Origin of the sequence: Pseudoalteromonas sp. 68 DY56-GL68 (genome assembly GCF_041414825.1) — a bacterium.
Classification (GTDB): Bacteria; Pseudomonadota; Gammaproteobacteria; order Enterobacterales; family Alteromonadaceae; genus Pseudoalteromonas.
Genome location: NZ_JAOCZL010000020.1, coordinates 507,666 through 528,386 on the forward strand (window position 1 = coordinate 507,666; position 20,721 = coordinate 528,386).

General features: G+C 40.9%; 14 protein-coding genes. 10 read left to right on the forward strand and 4 right to left on the reverse strand.

The window, feature by feature from the left end; all coding sequences use genetic code 11:
* The first annotated feature begins 64 nt into the window (after nucleotides 1-64).
* Together NYF15_RS14195 and NYF15_RS14200 are read left to right on the forward strand one after the other, a co-directional pair.
* The gene (locus NYF15_RS14195) at nucleotides 65-370 is read left to right on the forward strand and encodes an H-NS family nucleoid-associated regulatory protein (protein WP_062570000.1); all 306 of its coding nucleotides are present in this window, start codon (nucleotides 65-67) and stop codon (nucleotides 368-370) included.
* A 62-nt stretch (nucleotides 371-432) separates the two neighbouring features.
* Nucleotides 433-2,178: a DEAD/DEAH box helicase family protein gene (locus tag NYF15_RS14200; RefSeq protein WP_371353880.1), complete on the forward strand. Its 1,746-nt coding sequence runs from the start codon at nucleotides 433-435 to the stop codon at nucleotides 2,176-2,178.
* A 40-nt stretch (nucleotides 2,179-2,218) separates the two neighbouring features.
* Here the strand turns inward: NYF15_RS14200 and NYF15_RS14205 are convergent, their stop codons facing one another.
* Nucleotides 2,219-2,548: a ribonuclease E inhibitor RraB gene (locus NYF15_RS14205; protein ID WP_062570001.1), complete on the reverse strand. Its 330-nt coding sequence runs from the start codon at nucleotides 2,546-2,548 to the stop codon at nucleotides 2,219-2,221.
* Nucleotides 2,549-2,718: 170 nt separating this feature from the next.
* On the opposite strand from NYF15_RS14205, the gene NYF15_RS14210 reads away from it, so the two are divergent.
* From NYF15_RS14210 to NYF15_RS14235, 6 genes are all read left to right on the forward strand, one after another.
* Nucleotides 2,719-4,446: an autotransporter assembly complex family protein gene (locus tag NYF15_RS14210; protein WP_371353881.1), complete on the forward strand. Its 1,728-nt coding sequence runs from the start codon at nucleotides 2,719-2,721 to the stop codon at nucleotides 4,444-4,446.
* Nucleotides 4,446-8,150, forward strand: coding sequence for a translocation/assembly module TamB domain-containing protein (locus NYF15_RS14215; protein WP_371353882.1), 3,705 nt, complete (start codon nucleotides 4,446-4,448; stop codon nucleotides 8,148-8,150). The genes NYF15_RS14210 and NYF15_RS14215 overlap by 1 nt, the downstream gene beginning before the upstream one ends.
* A gap of 88 nt (nucleotides 8,151-8,238) precedes the next feature.
* Nucleotides 8,239-9,111, forward strand: coding sequence for a peptidylprolyl isomerase (locus NYF15_RS14220; protein WP_371353883.1), 873 nt, complete (start codon nucleotides 8,239-8,241; stop codon nucleotides 9,109-9,111).
* A gap of 113 nt (nucleotides 9,112-9,224) precedes the next feature.
* Complete coding sequence (gene hrpA / locus NYF15_RS14225) at nucleotides 9,225-13,115, forward strand: ATP-dependent RNA helicase HrpA (protein WP_371353884.1); 3,891 nt, start codon at nucleotides 9,225-9,227, stop codon at nucleotides 13,113-13,115.
* Nucleotides 13,116-13,198: 83 nt separating this feature from the next.
* Complete coding sequence (locus tag NYF15_RS14230; RefSeq protein WP_267145289.1) at nucleotides 13,199-13,606, forward strand: PleD family two-component system response regulator; 408 nt, start codon at nucleotides 13,199-13,201, stop codon at nucleotides 13,604-13,606.
* A 12-nt stretch (nucleotides 13,607-13,618) separates the two neighbouring features.
* A complete protein-coding gene (locus tag NYF15_RS14235; protein WP_130150197.1) occupies nucleotides 13,619-13,909 on the forward strand; it encodes a PilZ domain-containing protein in 291 nt (96 codons plus the stop codon).
* 3 nt (nucleotides 13,910-13,912) lie between these two features.
* Here the strand turns inward: NYF15_RS14235 and NYF15_RS14240 are convergent, their stop codons facing one another.
* The gene (locus NYF15_RS14240; RefSeq protein WP_237118294.1) at nucleotides 13,913-15,103 is read right to left on the reverse strand and encodes a class I SAM-dependent methyltransferase; all 1,191 of its coding nucleotides are present in this window, start codon (nucleotides 15,101-15,103) and stop codon (nucleotides 13,913-13,915) included.
* 135 nt (nucleotides 15,104-15,238) lie between these two features.
* Here NYF15_RS14240 and NYF15_RS14245 point away from each other — a divergent pair, with 135 nt between their 5' ends.
* Both NYF15_RS14245 and NYF15_RS14250 read left to right on the forward strand, forming a co-directional pair.
* Nucleotides 15,239-15,886 carry an HD domain-containing protein gene (locus NYF15_RS14245; RefSeq protein ID WP_371353885.1) on the forward strand — a complete coding sequence of 216 codons (648 nt, stop codon included), beginning with the start codon at nucleotides 15,239-15,241 and terminating at the stop codon, nucleotides 15,884-15,886.
* 2 nt (nucleotides 15,887-15,888) lie between these two features.
* Nucleotides 15,889-16,281 carry a VOC family protein gene (locus NYF15_RS14250; protein ID WP_062570009.1) on the forward strand — a complete coding sequence of 131 codons (393 nt, stop codon included), beginning with the start codon at nucleotides 15,889-15,891 and terminating at the stop codon, nucleotides 16,279-16,281.
* 17 nt (nucleotides 16,282-16,298) lie between these two features.
* On the opposite strand, the gene NYF15_RS14255 is transcribed toward NYF15_RS14250, so the two are convergent.
* Together NYF15_RS14255 and NYF15_RS14260 are read right to left on the reverse strand one after the other, a co-directional pair.
* On the reverse strand, nucleotides 16,299-17,288 hold the full coding sequence (locus NYF15_RS14255) for a two-component system response regulator (RefSeq protein WP_130150191.1): 990 nt from the start codon (nucleotides 17,286-17,288) through the stop codon (nucleotides 16,299-16,301).
* On the reverse strand, nucleotides 17,285-20,614 hold the full coding sequence (locus tag NYF15_RS14260; protein WP_371353886.1) for a PAS domain S-box protein: 3,330 nt from the start codon (nucleotides 20,612-20,614) through the stop codon (nucleotides 17,285-17,287). Before NYF15_RS14260 ends, NYF15_RS14255 begins: the two co-directional genes overlap by 4 nt.
* Nucleotides 20,615-20,721 lie beyond the last annotated feature (107 nt).

Genomic DNA, 20,721 nt, shown 5'->3' on the forward strand with positions numbered 1-20,721 from the left:
TTTTCCTCATATACTGGTTGAGGTTCTATATGTAACTTAACTTTTATAATAAAGAGAGCTTTCAATGAAAGAAATTCGATCTTTTGTAAAAACTGCGTCTTTAAGTGAGCTAGAAAAAGCAAAGCAACTTATTGATACAGCTATCGAGAAAAATACTCAACAGCAAGAAGCTAAAAAAGAAGTACTCGATCTTTTAAAAGAAAAAGGACTTACATTAGAAGATCTACAAGATGTGGTAGGCACTGATAAGCGCACAAAAGTAAAACCTAAATACCGCATTGAGTATAATGGTGAAATCGTTGAGTGGACTGGCCGTGGTAAACGACCTAAAGCATTCCAAGGTGTTGATTTAACTAAACACCTAGCATAATTTCACTTTAAAGATTGAAAAGGGAAGCGTATGCTTCCCTTTTTTGTCGCCATCATACTAGTATGAAATACACACTAAGACCTTATCAGCAAGAAGCTGTAGATAGAACCGTTGCGCATTTTCGAAAGACAAATGATGCCGCGTTGATTGTGTTGCCCACAGGAGCGGGTAAAAGCTTAGTCATTGCGGAACTTGCAAGAATAGCTAGGCAAAAAATTTTAGTGCTCGCCCATGTTAAAGAGCTGGTGGAGCAAAATGCGCAAAAATATGCCAGCTTTGGTTTTAAGGCGAGTATCTTCTCGGCAGGTTTAAAGCAAAAATCACTGAGCGAACAAGTGACCTTTGCCAGCGTCCAGTCACTTGCTAGAAATACTGCACAGCTTGATGAAGCCTACTCATTGTTAATTATTGATGAGTGTCACCGTGTAAGTGGCGATGATAAAAGCCAATATGGACAGGTGATCAGTGCCTTAAAAAAACAAAACCCAAAACTCAAAGTGTTAGGGTTGACTGCGACACCATTTAGAATGGGTATGGGTTGGGTTTATCATCATCATTACCATGGATTTGTTCGAGGGGAGCAAACAGCACCATTCAAAAAGTGTATTTTTGAATTACCACTGCGCTATATGATTAAACATGGCTATTTAACACCTCCTCATGAAATTGATGCTGCAATTAATCATTATGACTTTGCTTCATTACCCAGTGACTCTTTTGGTCGCTACAGTGTTGAAAACATGAATGCATTGCTCAAGGACAGTACCCGGGCAACCAAAGCCATTATTAAACAAGTGATTGATTACAGCGAAAATCGCCATGGAGTGATGATTTTTGCAGCCACTGTTATGCATGCAAAAGAAATTGTTGGCTATTTACCTGCTGAGCAAACTGCGTTGATTACAGGGGAGACCGATAACAACGAACGCGACCAAATTATTACTCAATTTAAACAAAAACAGTTAAAGTTTTTGGTCAATGTGTCGGTGTTAACTACAGGGTTTGATGCTCCTCATGTCGACTATATTGCTATTTTACGTCCTACAGAATCAGTGAGTCTATACCAGCAAATAGTGGGTCGTGGACTGCGTTTAAGTGAAGGGAAAAAAGATTGCTTAGTCATTGATTATGCAGGGAATGGTTTTGATCTCTTTTACCCAGAAGTAGGCAGTAAAAAGGGACAAAGTGATAATGAACCAGTGCAGGTACTGTGTCCTGGTTGCGGTTTTGCTAATATTTTTTGGGGCAAAACAGACGATAGCGGTAAAGTGATAGAACATTTTGGGCGACGCTGCCAAGGGTTACTTGACGATGGAGACACACAAGAACAATGTGATTATCGCTTTCGCTTCAAAGAGTGTGAGCAATGTGGTGAGCAAAATGATATTGCTGCTAGACAATGTCAGTCATGCGGCGCAATGATGGCTGACCCTGATGATAAACTACGAGAAGCCCTTAATTTAAAAGATGCCTTAGTGCTTCGTTGTAGCGGGCTGTTAGCGAAGGCACTGCCTAATGGGCTTTTAAAAATAAGTTACTTTGATGAAGATGGCGCCAGCTGCGATGAGGTTTTTAATCTAGCGAATGATACTGGGCGATTTATTTTTAATAAACAATTTAAGAGACATAAAGAGGGAGCAGGCAGCAAAAAGTGGCAAACTGCTGAACAAGTTGAATCAGCGCAGCATCTATTAGTTGCCCCCGATTTTGTTATAGCGCGTAAAAATAAGAAGTATGGTTGGAAGGTAGCTGAGAAATTGTTTGATTATGAAGGCAGCTTCAGAAAAGCAAATCAATTGTCACATTAGGGCTTTGCGCGATATTGCATCGCGCAACAAACTAAATTAATTAATCTTCAGCCATCAAACCCCAACCATCACCATAGCCATTATGACCGTTGGCAATGCTTTCAAGGTATTGTTCTGTCTGAGAAAGCAAGGTGTGATCTGGCACCATTTTAACGCGAGTAATCACTTCCCATACGCCAGTATCAGGGCATTTATTGAGTTCTGTACTCGGCGCTAACTCGTCACTTTCAATGGCCGTTGCAAACTTTTCTGCATCTGGCTTTTGCTCAAACAAAATATAAAAGTCGACTTCTTGTAAACAGTTTAAATCGACACCGGCAGCCGCAATTTCAGCTAATAATTGACCATTTTCATCGTCTGGGAAATGCATTTAATCGCTCATTCATTTTAAATCTAGTTATTGTTCGCTATTGTAGCGAAAATAATAGCGTTACGTGTACTAATTTTACTATTTCCATTATGTCAGTCATTATTTCACTGTGTTAAAATTAGTTTGTACTCATTTTCGCTTCAGGCATTTCAAAAAGGTAAGGATATTTTTTGTTCTCTCGGCATTTCTTTTTTGTCTTTTTACTTTTGTGCGCCGCTTTTAGCCACCCAGCTTTTAGTGCAGCAACAATCATAAAAGAATATAAAATTCAGGGACTCAGTGGTGAACTTGAAAAAAACGTTGAACTTTACGTTAACCAGTTAATCGATGAAAAAGCGTCAAAAGCACTTAAACGCCATGCAAAAAGTCAAGTTGAAACAAGTCTAAAAGCACTTGGCTACTATAAACCCGTCATTAAAATTAATTTCGACCAAGAAAAACAGCTTATTATTGTTGATGTGGAGCGAGGACCAGTCACTCGTATTGCAAATATCAATGTAACCGTTAGCGGTGCGGGAAAAAGCGACCCCGAGTTTATGGTGGCAGTTAATAGCATTAAATTAAAGCAAGGTGATTTTCTAAATCATGGTAACTACGAAGCGGCTAGAAAGCGAATTGAAGGCCAGCTCCTTGAACTTGGTTACTTTGATGCCAAGTGGCACCAACATACATTAGCAGTGTCTTTGAAAAAAAACAGTGCAGATATCACATTTAACGTAGACACAGGTCCTCGTTATCAATTTGGTGAAATTATTATTGGTAATGAGACTCCCGCTGAGAAATATATTCGCTCGCTAGCGAGTTTTAAAAATGGCCAACCTTATAAATCTACAGACGTGTCTGATTATAACCTAGCGTTATCGAGTACGCCGTATTTTGCCAGCGTTAGGGTTTATGCTGATATCGCCAATCGTAAAGATGAACATGTGCCTGTAAAAGTAGATGTTCTTCATAAACCAGCAAATAGCTATGAAGTGGGTGGTGGCTATAGTACTGACCTTGGGCCAAAAGTGCGTTTTAAATGGACAAAGCCTTGGATCACAAGTGATGGTCACTACTTAGAAAGTAATCTGAATGTGTCACAAAGACAACAGGATATTTCACTCGGTTATACCGTGCCTGTTGATGACCCTAATGACGACTTATGGCGCTTTTCTGTGGGTTATAAGTTAGAAGATGAGCTGACAAATGATGTTTACAGTAAAATTTTAACAGGCCAAATACAACGTCAATGGTTGACTGACGATGATTGGGTGCGTACCGCCTTTATTCGTCGTGATCGTGAAACTTATCGTATTGGTGATGAAGAGCAAAGCTCAAAAATGCTGATGCCAGGCATTAGTTACGCAAAAAAAGAAACCGAGGGTGGCACAACACCTTATGAAGGCTATCAATGGCTGATCTCCGCAGAGTTTGGTTTAAAGGATATGTTTTCGACCACCAATATTTTGCGTTTACAGTTGCAAAATGCATGGTTAACGACAGTGGCTGATCGCCATTTATTTTTCGTACGTGCTAATTTGGGGGCCATGTTAGTTGATGACATTGACGATGTGCCTTTTTCACTTCGGTTTTATGCGGGTGGTGATCAAAGCGTGCGCGGCTTTGCGTATCAGTCAATTTCACCTGAAGATGAAAATGGGCGTTTGATTGGCGGTAAATATTTAATGTCTGGGACCATGGAGTATAACTATCAGTTTGCCAAAAACTGGCGTGCAGCTTTGTTTGTTGATAGCGGTACAGCAACCAATGATTTTAGTGATCGAGTAGAAGTGGGGGCTGGTTTTGGTTTGCGGTATTTAACGCCAGTCGGACCGATTCGTATAGACCATGCATGGGGAGTAACAAAAGAGAGTAAAAGCACGCGTTTAAGTATTACCATAGGGCCTGAAATTTAATGACGAAGTTTAAAAAAATAACCTCAGTACTCACGGTAACGCTTTTAAGCATTGGCGTTTTACTTTTTTGTTTACTATTCACAGCACCTGGTAATCACTTTATTGCATACTCAGCCAATAAGTTGGTGGATGGCTTAGAGATTAAGTTACCTTCAGGCCGTTTTTTATATAATGACCCATTTGATGTGCGCTATGAAAACCAGGCTATAAAGCTAGATGCTAAACAGCTCAAAGTTGATCTTTTTTGGTGGGGATGTAATGGCATCTGCCTTGATAATATTAGTGCGCAGAACATTGATGTAAATGTTAAAAGTCAACAAGCGGTAGCAGATCAACAACCACAACCCGCTCAAGAGCAATTACAACAAGATACCGCCCCCAGCGGTGAGCAAATCACATTGCCGCTGAAAGTAACCGTTAAGCGTGTCGCAATTAATCAATTAACTTTAACGTATCCAAGTGCTGATGTTACTGTTGAAAAGCTAAACCTTTCTGCTGTTGCTGAGCTATCTGATATTCTCGTTGATGCGCTGAAAATTAATACTGTTACAGTGCAACTTCATGACGTTAAAGAACAGCCCAAAAGCCAGCCATTAACGGTACTGCCTGCATTACCAACTCTAGACTTAACTTTACCCCTTAATATACAGCTAAATACTTTAAATATCAGTAAAGTAGCGGTGACACCAGTAGCAGCCGAACGTGCTGAGGTTATTAACAATATTGCCCTTTCAGCGACCGCAAAAGGTCATGAAGTGAGAGTTGAAAAGCTTGACGCACAATACAATGATTGGCAGTTAAATACTGATTTATTTGCTGAACTTAATGCGCATAACTCAGTGCAAGGTCATGTTGCTCTCACTCACCCTAATCATCAGTTAAAACTTGATCTAACAGGGACGTTAGCTGATTTAAATGTGACGTTGCTAACACAAGGACAGTACCCTTTAAACGTGGATGCGCAAGTCAACCTGCAAAAAGATAACTTTCCATTTAGTTTAACGGGTCGTGTGGATAAGTGGTCACTGGACGCAGGCGCTGAACAACTAAATCTTTCAAAGCTTGATTTACATGGGCAAGGGCATGCAAACGATTATAAAGTTAAAGTTGATTTAATTAGCCAACTTGGCGCATATCCTCAGGTGTCAGTTAGTAGCCAATTGCAAGGAAGTTTAACAGGGGCAAAGCTTGAGCAACTAAAGTTAAATGCTAATGAAAGCCAAGCAATTATTCACGCATCGGTTGATTGGTCAAAAGGTGTAAATACTGAATTTAACGGCAAACTTGAACACTTAAAAGCACAGTATTTAACTGATGCTATGAGTAGTGATTTATCAGGTGGCTTCAAAGGATCATTTGGTTTAACAGGTACTGACTGGCAGTTGGCAGTCGAGAATACCACAATTAATGGTACCGTAAACGATGTACCTGTAAGTCTAGAATCAGACTTTAAACTTGATAGCAGCCTGCATGCGAGCTTCGATAAACTGCAACTAAAAAGTGGCAGTAATGAACTCGCTCTGTCTGGTCAAGTTGATGAAAGTTGGCGTGTTGATGGCAAGCTACGCTTAGATGTCGCCGAGCAAGAAATTTTACCCATGCAAGGCAAAGGGAATGCAGACCTTGTTATTCGTGGCGAGCGCTTAGCCCCTGTGGTTGATTTGAATTTAGCTCTTAATACCTTGAGCTATCAAGATCTTCAAATTGATGGATTAACACTTAAAGGTCAGTTCGACTATGCTGCCGACTGGCAAACAGATATATCGCTTATTCTAGATTCTGCAAACATCGCAGATAATAAGATTAATCAGGTAGAGCTTAATGTGACTGGTGATAAGGTTGATCATCATTTGAGGCTGCTTTTAGATGCGGACCAAGGAAAAGCATCTCTGGATATCAATGGGCAACTTAAAAAAGATAAATGGCAAGGTAGTTTAAGTAATATTTTAATTACCGATAATCATATACGTTTAACCACAGATAAAGCGATTAAAGCAAATGTCGATATAAATACGCTCGACTTTCATATTGCTGATCATTGTTGGCAAAGTGCAAGCTCAAAGCTTTGTATTAATACACTTCAGCAGACTAAGCAGCTTGGTCAGCTAAATGCGCAGTTAGCAGCGTTATCACTCCCAGAGTTTAACCGATTTATACCTGAGAATATTAAAGTCAGCGGTTCAGCAAACGGCGAGTTTGTGGCTAATTGGGCTGATGGCGCGCTTAAAACATTGCGTGCCAATATGAGTACTAGCGAACTTGCAGCTACACTGATAGATGACGCAAGTGTCTATAAACTGCCTATTGAAGAGCTTAACTTGTCGGCGATGAGTGATGCCAGTATTGGCAAATTAGAGGCCACGCTTGACTCTTCGGTACTTGGTAAAGTGACGTCACACATTAATATCGACGATATACAAGCTAATCAAAATTTATCTGGTGAGCTAGAAATTGAAAAGATCTTGCTGACAAATATTCAGCCGTTTATTGGTTCGCTAGAGCAACTAACCGGAGAAATTAAAGGTAAGTTGAACGTTGCAGGCACACTGAAAGAGCCTTTGCTAAATGGTGAGTTAAATATCGAGCAAGTTAACTTAGATGGTGCGACTTTACCCGTTTCATTGCAAGATTCGCACGTTGATATTGCATTTAATAACCAAAGCGCAGAGATCACAGGCAAGCTGAAAGACGCAGAAGGTGGCTCTCTCAATTTGTCGGGTGATATTGATTGGCAAGCTGAGTTGCCAGATGTGAATGTGAAACTAGAGGGGAATGAGTTTTTCGTTCGTGCGCAACAAGATGTCACATTTAAGGTCTCGCCAGAAATTACTATGTCATTAAAAAATCGTGCATTTAACTTAGATGGTCAGGTTGTCGTGCCATGGGGCAGAATTGAAATAGAAGAGCTTCCCGAAGGTGCTGTGCAAGTGAGTGATGATGAAGTCATCGTAGATATAGAGCAGCAACAAACTGAAAAAGCCCCGTTTGATTACGCTATTAATTTGAAGCTTTTAGTGGAGAATGATGTACGTATCGATTCATTTGGCCTCAAATCAAAAGTAGCAGGTGATATAAATATTAGTATGGATCAAACCACTCCTATGATCGCAACGGGTGAGTTAAATCTAATCGAAGGTACTTATCGTGCATTTGGTCAAGACTTGCAAATTCGTACAGGGCAGGTTGGTTTCAGTGGTTCGATTGATAAACCTTATCTCAATATTAAAGCAATTAGAAATCCAGAAAACACTTCAAATGGGGTTATTGCGGGGATCACTTTAACGGGGAATGTTGAGCAGCCCTCCTTGAAAGTTTATTCAGAGCCTGCCATGGACCAAGCACAAGCACTGGCGTATCTTTTGAATGGTCAACCGCTAGACGAAGGGGATAGTTCAACGGATGCAATGCTAACGCAACTTTTGCTAGCTCAAGGGGTGAACCGTAGTGAAGGGGTCGTTTCTAAAATAGGAGAAAGCTTTGGTTTATCTGATGTCAGCTTGAGCTCAAAAGGCAGTGGCGATGATACTAAAGTAGAAATTTCGGGCTATCTAACCCCAGGTATACAAGTAAAATACAGTGTGGGAATTTTTGACTCGTTAAGTGAAGTGGCTGTGCGTTACCAACTGTTGTCGCAACTGTACATCGAAGTAACCAGTGGGCTCTATCAAAACGTTGATATTCTCTATAAGTTTGACTGGGACTAGTCCCTCTTAGCATTTTCGTACACTTTTACTTGCGTAATAAAGCAGAAGTTAATAGGCTGAGTTGTCAACAACTTAAAAGATAATAACAATGAAGCTAACTCTATTAACGGTGTGTTTTAGCACACTTTTATCTGTCTCTTTACACGCTGCTGAGAAAATTGAAAAACGCTCGGCAGCAGATATCATTAAAACGGCTGATAAGTCACAGTGGCGAACGGTATCAGCAAACAACATTCTCAAACTCACCTTACCGACTGGGGCGGCGTATATAGAGTTAAATGAAATGCTCGCCCCGAAGCACGCAGAAAATATGAAGCTGCTCGCCAGAGAAGGTTTTTACAAAGGCTTGAATGTCTACCGCTTTGTTGAAGGTTTTGTCGCGCAAGGGGGGGATTCAAGTGAAACAAAAACACCCAAAACAGCAAAAACAGCTCTTCCCGCCGAATTTTATTACCAAACAAAAAAACCGTTATCCATTACTCAGCTTCAAGACCCTGACGGCTATGCCAAAAGAACAGGCTTTTTAAATGGTTTTGCTGTTGCTCAGAATGAAGCGCAAACACAAACTTGGCAGGCTCATTGTCCTGGTATTTTTGCGATGGCACGCGATAATGATATCAATAGCGGCGGAACCGAATTTTATGTGACGATAGGTAACGCGCAGCGTTATTTAGACCGAAACACAACGGTGTTTGGCCGTGTTCTGGAGGGGATGGAGCATTTTAACTTGTTGAGTCGAACGCCCACAAAAGGTGAAGTATTTAACCCAATCACTGACATGCAAGTGTTAGCTGATATTAGTGAGGAAGATACAAGCCAATTTAGAGTAATGAAAACTGACTCATCGTCATTTGTGGAACTAATTGAGGCGCGTAAAAACCGGATGGGCGAATGGTTTGTGCAAAGTGCTAATTATATTGATGTATGTGCTATGCCTATTCCTACAGAGCGAGTTAAATAACCCGCTATGCAAATTCTCTTGAGTGCGTTTAATTCTCGCGCACTCAAGTAGTTTGGCTATAAATTGTTTGTTACAATACTCAGTCTACAAGTAGATAAATATAAGGGTATCGGGTGGTTAACCTAGGTCCGCTGTTCGGCGAATTAAAAACATGCTTACGCAAAGATCAATTCATCCTCAAAAAACGCCTGCATGGCATCAAAAAAATCAACGATGAAACAAAGCAAGCGAACATAGCGCAAAAAATCGCAGAAGATATTGCCCGCTCGCAGCAATTACGTGTTCAGCGTGTAGCAGCCTTACCAACAGTAACTTACCCTGAACAGCTGCCTGTTAGCCAAAAGAAAGAGGATATTAAACAGGCAATTGCCAATAACCAAGTGGTGATCATTGCAGGTGAAACCGGTTCAGGTAAAACGACACAAATACCAAAAATGTGCTTAGAGCTAGGCCGTGGGGTTGAGGGTTATATTGGCCATACACAGCCACGGCGTTTGGCCGCTCGTAGCGTTGCAAACCGTATCGCAGAAGAGATGCAATGTGAGCTTGGTCAGCAGGTCGGTTTTAAAATTCGTTTTAGTGATCAGGTTTCAGACAACAGTTATATCAAGTTGATGACCGATGGTATTTTACTGGCTGAAATCCAACAAGATCGTTATTTAAATCAATATGACACGATTATTATCGATGAGGCGCACGAGCGTAGCCTTAATATTGATTTTATTTTGGGTTATTTAAAGAACTTATTACCAAAACGCCCCGACCTCAAAGTCATTATTACCTCGGCAACTATCGATCCTGAACGATTCTCGAAACATTTTGATGACGCGCCGATAATTGAAGTATCGGGACGTACTTTCCCTGTAGAAGTGCGTTATCGCCCAACCACAGATATTAATAAAGACGAGATGGAAGCCGATGGCGACCAGTTGCAAGGTATTTTTGATGCCGTTGATGAGCTGTGTGAAGAAGGCCCTGGTGACATCCTAATTTTTATGAATGGTGAGCGAGAAATTCGCGATACAGCTGATGCGTTATCAAAGCGTAACTTAAAGGGCACCGACGTATTGCCTTTATATTCGCGACTCTCGAACGCCGAGCAAAACCGTATATTTGCTCCTCATTCTCGCCGCCACATTATTTTAGCGACAAATGTAGCCGAAACATCACTGACTGTACCTGGTATTCGTTATGTTATTGACCCAGGTACTGCACGAATTAGTCGTTACAGCTACCGTACTAAAGTACAACGCTTACCAATAGAGGCAATCTCACAAGCCAGTGCCAACCAGCGTAAGGGCCGTTGTGGTCGTATTGAAGCGGGTATTTGTATTCGCTTATACAGCGAAGATGATTTTAATTCACGACCAGAATTCACTGACCCAGAAATTTTACGTACTAATCTAGCCTCAGTTATTTTGCAAATGCTTGGTCTTGGGCTAGGGGACATGCAGCAGTTTCCGTTTGTACAAGCGCCAGACAGTCGTAACATCAATGATGGTTTAACCTTACTTGAAGAACTTGAAGCAGTTAAACCCGCTAAGCGCCACAAACAAACAGAATTAACTAAATCAGGACGTAGTTTAAGTCGATTACCTGTTGATCCCCGTTTAGCAAAAATGGTGCTTACAGCGGATGGGCTTGGCGCTCTTCGCGAAGTAATTATTATTGTCGCGGCACTGTCAATTCAAGACCCGCGTGAGCGACCGCAAGAAAAGCGTGGCGCAGCCGATGAAAAACATGGCCGTTTTGATGATCCTGATTCAGACTTTATTGCGTTTTTAAATCTGTGGAATTACCTAGAAGAGCAGCAAAGTGAGTTAAGCAATAGTCAATTCAGAAAGCTGTGTCAAAAAGATTTTTTAGCTTATATGCGAATTCGTGAGTGGCAAGATATTGTTTATCAGCTTTCTACTGTGTGTAACGAAATGGGTATGAAAGCCACGACGAACGTAGCTGACAGCGATCGTATTCATCAGTCGCTTTTAAGCGGTATGCTAAGTCATATTGGCTTTAAAGACGAAAAACAAGTGTACAAAGGTGCACGTAATAGTCAGTTCCATATTTTTCCAGGTTCAGCGCTATTTAAAAAGAGTCCTAAATGGATCATGGCTGCAGAGCTGGTGGAAACAAGTAAGCTGTACGCTCGTATCAATGCCCGTATCGACCTGAAGTGGGTTGAGGGCTTTGCGCAGCATTTAGTCAAACGCAGCTACAGTGAGCCACATTGGGAGAAAAAACCAGGTGCTGTTATCGCCTTTGAGCAGCAAACATTATATGGTCTACTCATTGTTAATAAACGTCGTTGTGTATACAGCAATATTGATCCTAAAGTAAGCAGAGAGCTGTTTATTCGCAGCGCTTTGGTTGAACAAGAACTTGGTCAAAATGAAGGCTTTTTACAGTACAACCAAGAGCTTATTGACGATATTCAGGTACTAGAGAATAAGTCTCGTCGTCGCGATATCCTCGTTGATGAGCAAACACTGTATGAGTTTTACGACAAAAAGATTCCTGCGGATGTAAATAATCGTGCCGCGTTTAATAAATGGTGGAAGGGACAAAAGCAAAAAGATAAACGCTTTTTGCATATGTCACGCGATGAGCTAATGCAGCATGGCGCTGATCATGTCACCGAATTTGATTACCCTGATACATGGCAACAAGGTAATTTATTATTGCCGTTGACCTATCATTTTGATCCAGGGCAAGCGGTTGATGGTGTGGCGGTTCAAATTCCTGTTGCGTTACTTAACCAAGTTCAAGAAACCGGCTTTGATTGGCATATCCCTGCGTTTAGACATGAACTTATTTGCGCATTAATTAAGTCATTGCCAAAAACACTACGCCGTAATTTTGTACCAGCCCCAAACTATGCTGATGCTGTACTTGCGGCAATTGAGCCAATGCAGGGCAACTTACTTGATGCCATAAGTACGCGTTTATTACGTATGACAGGGGTACGCGTTGACCCTGATGCTTGGGACTTAACAACGCTCGCGCCACATTTACGTTTACAGTTTGAAGTACGTGATGAACACGATAAGTTACTTGCTCGTGGGCTAAATTTAGAGAAGCTGAAAGCGCAATTACAAGGTAAAGTAACCGATACCTTATCGAAAGTAGCTGATAAAGGCATAGAGAAGACGGACTTAACACAGTGGAGCTTTGGTGAATTACCTTCTTCCTATGTTAAAAAGCAAGGTCAATATGAAATCAAGGCGTTTCCTGCTTTGGTTGACAAAAAAGACTCCGCAGCCGTTGAGCTATTCGATAACGAACAAAAAGCGCAACAAGCCCATCAACAGGGCTTGCGTCGTTTAGTGCTTTTAAATGTGCCATCTCCGATTAAATACTTACAACAAAACTTACCAAATAAGTCGAAACTTGGTTTGTACTTTAATCCGTTTGGTAAGGTCAATGACTTAATTGATGACTGTATTGCGGCCGCTGTTGATAGCTTACTAATTAAGTACGGCAATATTCGTACTGAGCAGGCGTTTGAACAAGCCAAAGAGAAAATTCGTGGTGAGCTTGGCGATACGGTTGTAGAAATTGCCACGCAGGTTGAACAAGTGTTAAGTATTGCTCATGGACTTAATAAGCGCATGAAAGGGCGTGTTGATTTAACCATGATCACAGCTCATGGTGATATTAAAGCACAACTGCAAAGTTTAGTTTTTAAGGGATTTGTTAGTCAACATGGCGCAGCTAAAATGACTGACTTAATTCGATATTTGAAAGCAATAGAGCGACGTTTAGAGAAGTTGCCTGTTGATCCTAATCGTGATCGTTTATGTGTTCTTGAGCTTGAAAAAGTGGCTGAGCAATATCAAAAACTTGCTAATAAAATTCCAAAGGGGATGCCAATACCACAAGAGATTGTAACGCTTTTTTGGATGCAACAAGAATTACGCGTTTCTTTATTTGCACAAACATTAGGGACGCCTTATCCTGTATCTGCAAAGCGAGTTTTAAACGCAATTAAAGAATCTGAGTTATAATTCATTATAGGCGTGTATGTGCAATAAAGTTTGCGTTGTTGCGCATATAAACCACAGACATTAACTAAGGAGGTCATGTGGGCATTGAAAAGGAAAAACCGATTGCTGTTCCCGAGCGCTCACAAAGAAAGCAACAGCTTGAAATTTTAGTTGTGGATGATGAGTATTTTAATTTCGAAATGCTCAAAGCATCACTGGGCCTCGAGTTTTCTTTAAGCTATGCAAACTCAGGCACGACCTGTTTATCGTCTGCTATTGCTGATCCGCCAGATGCAATTCTACTAGATGTTTGTATGCCAGGGCTGGATGGCTATGATACATGTCGGCTATTAAAAAACACACCAGAAACTGAGCAAATTCCAGTGGTTATGGTGTCGGGTTTAGAGTCAGAGCTTGAGCAAAAAGCTGGCTTTGAGGCTGGTTGCGACGCTTATGTGGTAAAACCTTTCTCTGTGAAAACACTCATTGAGAAAATAAAAACAGTGGTTTAGGAAGGATTATTTATGTTTCATGATGAAAAACGCGATTTTAGACGTATGCAAATCCACACACCTGCAAAACTCATCCCTTTAGAAAGTGGGAATGAAATAGAGGCAACATGTACAGATTTAAGTGCCACAGGACTTGCAGTCAACCTTGATGACGTAGTGGAAGTAGGTAGCATGTTCCGCGTGCTTATTGCTTCAACGAGCACGTCAATCACATCATTTGATGCAACAGCAAAAGTTATTAGAGCAACGAAGGAGCCAGATGGCTCCTTAAGTGCAGGGCTTGAAATTATCAGTTTTAACTAGCGCCTAGTAAACTTTACATATCAAGCCTTTTAGATAAAAACCTTCTGGGTAGCTGCCAGCAATAGGGTGGTCAGCTGCTTGGTTTAATCGCTCCATGATGAGCAGCTCTTTTCCTGCATCGAGGGCTGCATCAGCTACGACTTTTTGAAATAAATTCTGTTCCATTAAACCAGAGCACGAGAAAGTGAGTAATGTTCCACCTGGCTTTAGAATTTGCATCGCAATCATATTGATATCTTTATAACCACGACATGCACCGGTGAGCTGTGCTTTATTATCGGCGAATTTAGGTGGATCCATTACAATGGTATCAAATAGTTTACCTTCATCACGGTATTGGCGTAGTAACTTAAATACATCTTGTTTAACAAAGTCGACTTTATTTAGGTCAAGGTTGTTATGCTCTACATTACGCTTAGCTGTATCAAGTGCAGGTTGTGATACATCAACATTGGTTACATGTTTACAACCGCCTCGTAAGGCATAGAGCGAAAATGTGCCCGTGTAGCTAAAGCAGTTGAGAACGGTTTTATCTTTAGAAAAGCGTTCAAGGGCTGCACGGCTATCACGTTGATCTAGGTAAAAGCCTGTTTTATGACCTTCTAAAATATCTACTTCAAGCTTTAGTCCATTCTCTTCAATAAGCACAGGCTCAGTAGGGGCATTACCCCAAAGTACGCCTTTTATTGGATCTAACCCTTCTTTAGTACGCACGTCTACATCAGAACGCTCGTAGATATCAGAACCTGGAAAAATAGCCATTAACGCCGCTACAATCTCGCCTTTATGACGCTCAGCACCTGCACTCAGTAATTGGCATACTAGGACGTTATCAAATTTGTCGATGGTGATACCAGGTAGATAATCAGACTCAGCAGCACATAAACGAAAGCCTGTTAGGCCACCTTCGCTGATCACTTGCTGGCGTGCATCATAAGCACGGCGAAGACGTTTTTCGAAGAAGGCTTGGTCTATAACTTCGTGTTGGTCAAAGCTCCATACACGTGCGCGTATTTGTGATTGTGGGCTATATGCCGCTATTGCGAGAAACTTACCGTCATTATCATAAATAGTAACCGTATCGCCTAGCCCTGGTTTACCTTTTACTTTTTTGATGGCTTTAGAGAACACCCAAGGGTGCTTTCTTTTTAATGATTTTTCTCGTCCAGCTTGTAGGTAAATAGCAGATGACATAGGGATTCTCGCGTCAAACAAAAGGGGGCATAGTTTAATGAAGCACCGGCAAACATACAATGAATGTTTTGAACAAATCCAGTAACCACGGTAAAGTAAGCATAATTTCAATCAGTTAATGGTAACAGCCGCTTTATGCAGCCAAAAATAGACTTTGCAGAACTGGAAACTCAATGTCGAGATTTTATTCTATCTTTACTCCATGCCGATGTGGCACACGATATTAGCCATATTGAGCGAGTGGTGCGAGTTGCAAAACAGTTATGCATTGCTGAAAAGGCCTGTATGGAGGTCGTTCTACCGGCTGCATGGTTACATGATTGTGTAGCGGTGGCAAAAAATCACCCTGATCGCTCAAAAGCATCGACCATGGCGGCGGATAAAGCGTTAAGCTTTCTCAGCTCGATAAATTACCCAAAGCAATATTTCAATGCGATTCACCATGCTATAGCGGCACATAGTTTTAGCGCAAATATTGCTGTTCAAAGTGTTGAGGCACAAATAGTACAAGATGCAGATCGAATGGATGCACTCGGTGCTATTGGCGTTAGCCGCTGTATGAAAGTGGGCGGCTCTATTGGCCGCTATCTTTACCATAAAGATGATCCATTTTGTTTAAATCGCGAGCCAGACGATGGCAAATATACCCTAGATCACTTTTTTATAAAGCTATTACACATCAGTGAGAGCATGAATACCCCCTCCGCGAAAGATGAAGCGAATAGACGAACAGAGTATATGCAGGCTTTTTTAGAGCAGCTTAAATCAGAGATTGGAGAATGACAATGGCAGTTCCTTTACTAAACGGGGTGGATCATTGCCACTTAAATGTTGATGATTTGGCGCAAGCTGTGACATGGTATCGAGATGTGTTAGGTTTTTCTGTGGTACCAGAGCTTGCGTTTTGGGATGAGGGTAAAGGCCCATTAACGCTTGAAGATCAAGCAAAAACGATTCGTCTAGCGTTATTTGAAGCATCAGGAAACAGTAAAGGCATTGCTTTTAGTGTAAACGCAGCGCAATTTCTAGCATGGCTTTCGCATCTATCAAAGTTCGATATTAAAACGGTGATCGCTGATCATGACGTGACTTACTCTATGTACTTTAAAGATTGTGCTGGCAACAGCCATGAAATCACCTCTCATGATTACGAGGGGATTAAAAAAGGTCTTGAATAAGACCTTTAAACCGTCTTTTAGCGAGAATAAGTATTTTTAATTTCGATGATAGAATCAATTTGACCAATAAATAAATCGATGAGTTGTGGGTCAAAGTGTTTGCCTGATTCCGTTTTTAGTAGCTCTACCGCTTTTTCAACTGGCCAAGCGTCTTTATAAGGGCGCACAGAGGTGAGTGCATCAAATACATCAGCAATACTCACTATTCGGCCTTCAATACTGATCTCTTCTCCTTTTAAACCATACGGATAACCTGTTCCATCCCATTTTTCGTGGTGCTCAAGAGCAAGCTTGTGCGCGAGTTGTAACAGGGGAGAGGTTGAGTTTTCAAGTATTTTTGCACCAATGATCGCATGTTGTTTCATATGCTCAAACTCTGTGGCATCTAAACGACCTGGCTTTAACAGTACCGAATCAGGGATGCCAATTTTTCCAACATCATGCATGGGAGCTGCTTGCCTTAACTGCTCTGCTTGGTATTCACTCATGCCATATGCTAATGCGAGGACTTTACTATAACGACTCATACGAGCAATGTGCTCACCCGTGTCGGTATCTTTATATTCAGCAGCACGACCCAGACGATTAATAAGATCAATATGCGCTAATTGAAGTTGTTCTGCTTGGATAAGTGATAAGTGTGTTTTAACTCGTGCACGCACAATTGCAGGGCTAATTGGCTTGGTGATGTAATCAACTGCGCCTAACGCAAATCCTTCAGATTCGTCTTGCTCGTGTGCAAGTGCAGTCACAAAAATAACAGGAATATGTGCAGTGTGTTGATTAGACTTTAAAACCTTACATACTTCAAAACCATTCATATCAGGCATCATGATATCGAGTAAAATAAGTTTGGGTGGTTCATTTTCAATGAGTTGTAAGGCTAATTCACCCGATTTAGCAAATGACAACCTGTAATCATTGCCAAGAACTTCACGCATCACTTTTAAATTTGCAGGTTCATCGTCCACGACGAGAATTCTTTCACGTTCAGAAATGTGGCTCATGATAACTCCTTATGTTCAGTGATACTCTGTTTTAAACTTGCTAATTCAGTGTTGGCTGCATCAAAGTCGAAATTATCGAAGTGTTTGCAAATGTCAGCAACGGTTTCTTTATACCTAGGCGGTGCTAAAGCGTACACTTGACTGAGTAGCTCATCATCTATTTCAGCATGCTCTGCTTGCGTTTGTAATGTATCAATTAAAGGTAAAAAATCATCGATAGCTAGTTCATCATCTAATTGATTATCAGTGTTATCATCCTTCGTTTGTTCAACCATTGCCAAAAGGGTATGCCATTCTGTTTCGCACGCTGCTAGTTGTGATTGAGCTTGGCTATGATCTATTGCTTTTTCTACTTGAGACAGTAAATATACTAGATTCGTTAATGTTAAGTTTCCTGCAACACCTTTTAAAGTGTGCAAAATCATTTGCCGCTCTTTTTTATCCAGTGTGGCTTCTTTTAAACGTAGAACACTGCTTTTATGATTAGCAAGGAATGCACTTATTTCAGTATTGAGTTTTTCCTTGCTGCCCCACATTTGAATGCCTTTCGCGTAATTAATATGCTGTTTTTCTAGTTGTGTACTTTGATTTGAAATTGCATTGATCTCAAGACCAAGCACCTTGGCTATTTCGTGATTTACTTGTTGAATATCGACAGGTTTATTTGCAAAACCGTTCATGCCTGCCTGTTTAGCCGTTAGCTTATCTTGCTGTAAAACACTGGCTGTGAGGGCGATTATCGGTGTCTTTTTATGCTGTTTTTGTTGTTCAATGTCGCGAATTCTTTTAGTGGCAGTGATGCCGTCACATTCAGGCATATGAATATCCATTAAAATGACATCAAAACTCTGCTGGGTAAATAGCTCAATAGCTGCTAAGCCATCACTGGCAGTGGTGACGGTATGTCCTGACTGAGAGAGCAAAATATTAAGTAACTCAACATTTTGTTCTATATCATCAACAACCAGTATACGTAGTGGCGGTAGCGTAAGTTGGTTGTTACTCAGTTTATCTACTTTATCAACTTCACCTTCGCTCAGTGCTAGCGTAAAGAAGAAACAACTACCTTTTCCTTCAGTGCTAACAGCACTAATCGTTCCGCCCATAAGCTCGACGAGCTGCTTACTGATTGTTGTGCCAAGGCCTGTCCCACCAAAACGACGGGTCATAGTGCCATCTGCTTGTTCAAATGGCTGAAATATTGCTTTTAGTCGGTTTTTTGCGATGCCGATACCGGTATCTTGAACCTCAAAAAATAGGTGATCATTTTGAGTTTTACTAACACTAATAGTAACAGAACCTGATTCTGTAAATTTGATAGCATTGCCTATAAGGTTGTTTAATACTTGGCGTAAACGAGCCTCATCACCTATGTATACTGGTGCAATATTGTCCGCAATTCTTAAATCAAGTAGCAGGTTTTTCCTTTTTGCCTCAAGCCAAAAGGTTGAAACAATATTGTCGAGTAGGGCTTGCAGATTGAAATGTTCGTAGTGTATGTCAAGTTTGCCTTTTTCTAGCTTGGCTGAATCGAGTACATCATTGAGTAAATGTAATAACGAACGTGCTGAGCTATTTACGGTCACAATATGTTTTTGCTGCTCTTTATTAAGTGGGCTGTCCATTAATATATCGCTAAAACCGATAATTGCGTTCATCGGTGTACGGATCTCATGGCTCATATTTGCCATGAAAGATTGCTTGGCTTGTGCAGCGGCTTCTGCTTCATGTTTCGCTTGCATAAGGGATTCTTCATACTCATGGCGATCTGTAATGTCTACAAGTACACCATCAATCCATTTTTCATCAGCACCGGCGGTTTCGTTGATAGAGCCTTGATCTAGAACCCATACTGTTTTACCACTGCGGTGACGAATACGATATTCAACAGCGTATTGATTATTTTTAGCAATAGCTTCGGCCATTACTTCTGAAATATGAGCTTCGTCGTCTTTATTGATGATGTCTGAAAAAGTGATGGCTTGAGATACAAACTCTTGGTGGCTATAACCTGTTAAGTCCATAACTCTTGGACTTATAAACAACATACTCCAATGATCGTCTAATAAACAGCGAAAAACAGCGCCAGGCGTGTTATTCATTAACGTGCGATATTGCTGTTCTTTTTCCTCTAAACTCTTTTGTAGCGCGCGCTGCTGTGTTAAGTCGGTTATGAAGCCTACAAATAATGTTTCTGCATCGGGTTGCTTAGCTTCGCCAAGGCCCAAGCGAATTGGAAATTGGTGGCCATCTTTATGTTTTGCGCATACCTCTCGATTCACACCGATGACTTTTTTCAATTCATGATTTGCGCTGTTAGATAAAAAGCCATCATGTTGATTGGCAATATCGTCATTCATGAGCATGTTAACATTTTTGCCTAGTACCTCTTCTTGTTTCCAACCAAAAATACTCTCTGCTGACTTATTAAAGCTCAAGATAATGCCTTTAATATCTATTGTTACAATACCATCTATAGCGGTACTTAATATGGCATCTAAGCGAGACTCCTCTGCTGATTTTTCAGCTAACAGCATGCGATAGCGGATCATTCCGTTAATAATTCCGACGATAGCGGTGAGTAATACGGTTGCAAATGAAACACTGACGGCAATGAAAATCAGGTGTGAGTTATCTTCATTTTCAGAAAGAAAGGGTGAGGTTGCGACAAAACGTGTGGCTGCCATTCCCATATAATGCATTCCCGCAACGGCCAAGCCTAAAATGGTGGCGCAGATGACACGGTTTTGTAATTGACTGAGACGCTTAAAATGATCTCTTAAATGAAAACGGGCATACAAACCAATAAAAGAGAGTAGCACAGCTACAACGATAGAGGCAGCAAACCATAGTGGATCGTAACGAAGCAAAGGGCTTAATTCCATTGCTGCCATACCAGTGTAATGCATCGTGCCAATGCCAGCACCTAACAGTACAGAACTTATCAGTAGCTTTACGGTATGAGGAATATGGCTGACATCTTTGTTACGTAAAAAAGACATACCAGTGTAACACGCTAAAAAGGCAGGTACAAATGAGAAGAAGGTGAGCCCCGGAGAGTAGCTTATTTTAGTACACAGCGAAAAAGCCAGCATACCAATAAAATGCATACTCCAGATACCACCTGAGAGTATTAATGCGCTGGTTGCATTACTTAACTTTTTATAAGAGTCGAAGCGGGTTCTGTCTGCTAGATCAATTAGGTGGAGTGAAAAATAAGCGGCAAATATAGCTGTTGCGATTGAGAGGATGACCAAGCTGGGATCATAAACACCACTAATAATTAAGTTTGGATTTTGGTCAGTAATAAAAAATTTCGCTAGCATAATAACTCTACATCGCCGCATGTAATTACAGTCTAATACAAATCTACATGAATTTAGAGAAAAACCTACTACACAGGTACGTAGGTTTTATTTCATTAGCTATATTT

Coding starts and splice junctions, on each gene's coding strand:
- NYF15_RS14200 (WP_371353880.1), top strand. CDS start 433: ATGAAATACACACTAAGACCTTATCAGCAAGAAGCTGTAGATAGAACC.
- NYF15_RS14255 (WP_130150191.1), bottom strand. CDS start 17,288: ATGAGCCACATTTCTGAACGTGAAAGAATTCTCGTCGTGGACGATGAA.
- NYF15_RS14220 (WP_371353883.1), top strand. CDS start 8,239: ATGAAGCTAACTCTATTAACGGTGTGTTTTAGCACACTTTTATCTGTC.
- NYF15_RS14195 (WP_062570000.1), top strand. CDS start 65: ATGAAAGAAATTCGATCTTTTGTAAAAACTGCGTCTTTAAGTGAGCTA.
- NYF15_RS14215 (WP_371353882.1), top strand. CDS start 4,446: ATGACGAAGTTTAAAAAAATAACCTCAGTACTCACGGTAACGCTTTTA.
- NYF15_RS14235 (WP_130150197.1), top strand. CDS start 13,619: ATGTTTCATGATGAAAAACGCGATTTTAGACGTATGCAAATCCACACA.
- NYF15_RS14240 (WP_237118294.1), bottom strand. CDS start 15,103: ATGTCATCTGCTATTTACCTACAAGCTGGACGAGAAAAATCATTAAAA.
- NYF15_RS14250 (WP_062570009.1), top strand. CDS start 15,889: ATGGCAGTTCCTTTACTAAACGGGGTGGATCATTGCCACTTAAATGTT.
- NYF15_RS14205 (WP_062570001.1), bottom strand. CDS start 2,548: ATGCATTTCCCAGACGATGAAAATGGTCAATTATTAGCTGAAATTGCG.
- NYF15_RS14245 (WP_371353885.1), top strand. CDS start 15,239: ATGCAGCCAAAAATAGACTTTGCAGAACTGGAAACTCAATGTCGAGAT.
- NYF15_RS14260 (WP_371353886.1), bottom strand. CDS start 20,614: ATGCTAGCGAAATTTTTTATTACTGACCAAAATCCAAACTTAATTATT.